Below are 1,113 nucleotides of genomic sequence, written 5' to 3'. Positions count from 1 at the left end.
CTATGAAGACTTAGCATTAAATCAAGGCCGCGCCATTATCGAAGAAGCCAAACAGCGTTTTCAGATTATCCATGCCATTGCTATTCACCGTATTGGCGCATTAGAGATAGGTGATGTGGCAGTATGGGTTGGGGTCGTCTCTGCCCATCGTTATCCAGCCTTTGATGCCTGCCGCTGGGTATTGGATACGATTAAGGCGGACATTCCAGTATGGAAGCAAGAGTATTATGAGGATGATTCTTCTAAATGGCTGAGTAATAATGGGTAGGTTAACAACGATTGTACTTGCAAGCTCATTTTTGATATTAAGTGCTTGTACGCAGGAGAGCGCTACAAATACAGCATCTGCTGCTGATACTACTGAGCAAACGCTACGTATCGCTGCCGCTGCTAACTTGTCAGATGTTTTGCCTGCCATTGTCGAAGGCTATAAAGCAGATAAAAGGTTAACTAACCAAGATATAGATGTTACTTACGCCTCTTCTGGTAAGTTATACGCGCAGATTAAAGCGGGTGCACCCTACGATGTATTCTTATCTGCCAATCAAGAATTCCCTGCCAAACTAGCTGATGAAAGTCCCCAAAGTGAAAAAGCTCATCAACCTTTTACCTATGCACAAGGTCAGTTGGCGTTATATAGTGTCACTAAACCTTTTGGTGAATTCAATCCAGCAGTGCTGACTGATTTATTCATAAGCGATCTCAATGCCAAAATAACCATTGCCAGTCCTGAGCTTGCGCCTTATGGTGCATCGGCAAAATCTTATCTGCAATCGCAAAATGTATATGATGCTTTAGACAAGCAAAAGCGTTTAATACAAGCGGAAAATATTGGTCAAGCCTTTCAATATGCACATACGGGCAGTGTCGATTATGGCTTTGTCGCGCAATCACAAATTATAGCTATTAAAGCCAAACCTGAACAGTTTATTACCTTAGCACCCGAGTCTTATCCAGCTATCCTGCAAGATGGCATAGTCATCAGTAATGCGTCTACTGCCATAGACTTTACCGATTATTTAACCTCCAAAGCAGGACAGCAACAATTCTCACAAGCAGGCTATCTAACGGTTCAATAGTGTTTTGTTAAATAGAATCAAACCTTTAACGCAA

At 42.1% G+C, this 1,113-nt stretch carries 2 protein-coding genes; both read left to right on the top strand.

Annotated features, from left to right (window positions below; genetic code table 11):
• The coding region (locus ACTQ9S_RS13740) for a molybdenum cofactor biosynthesis protein MoaE (RefSeq protein ID WP_440455270.1) at positions 1-268 on the top strand (268 nt) is incomplete at its 5' end.
• A complete protein-coding gene (gene modA / locus ACTQ9S_RS13735) occupies positions 261-1,079 on the top strand; it encodes a molybdate ABC transporter substrate-binding protein (RefSeq protein ID WP_440455269.1) in 819 nt (272 codons plus the stop codon). The genes ACTQ9S_RS13740 and modA, both read left to right, overlap by 8 nt.
• The last annotated feature ends 34 nt before the right edge of the window (positions 1,080-1,113 follow it).

Origin of the sequence: Psychrobacter sp. ASPA161_9 (assembly GCF_051970275.1) — a bacterium.
GTDB lineage: Bacteria > Pseudomonadota > Gammaproteobacteria > Pseudomonadales > Moraxellaceae > Psychrobacter.
This window is presented reverse-complemented; position numbering and strand designations above follow the sequence as displayed.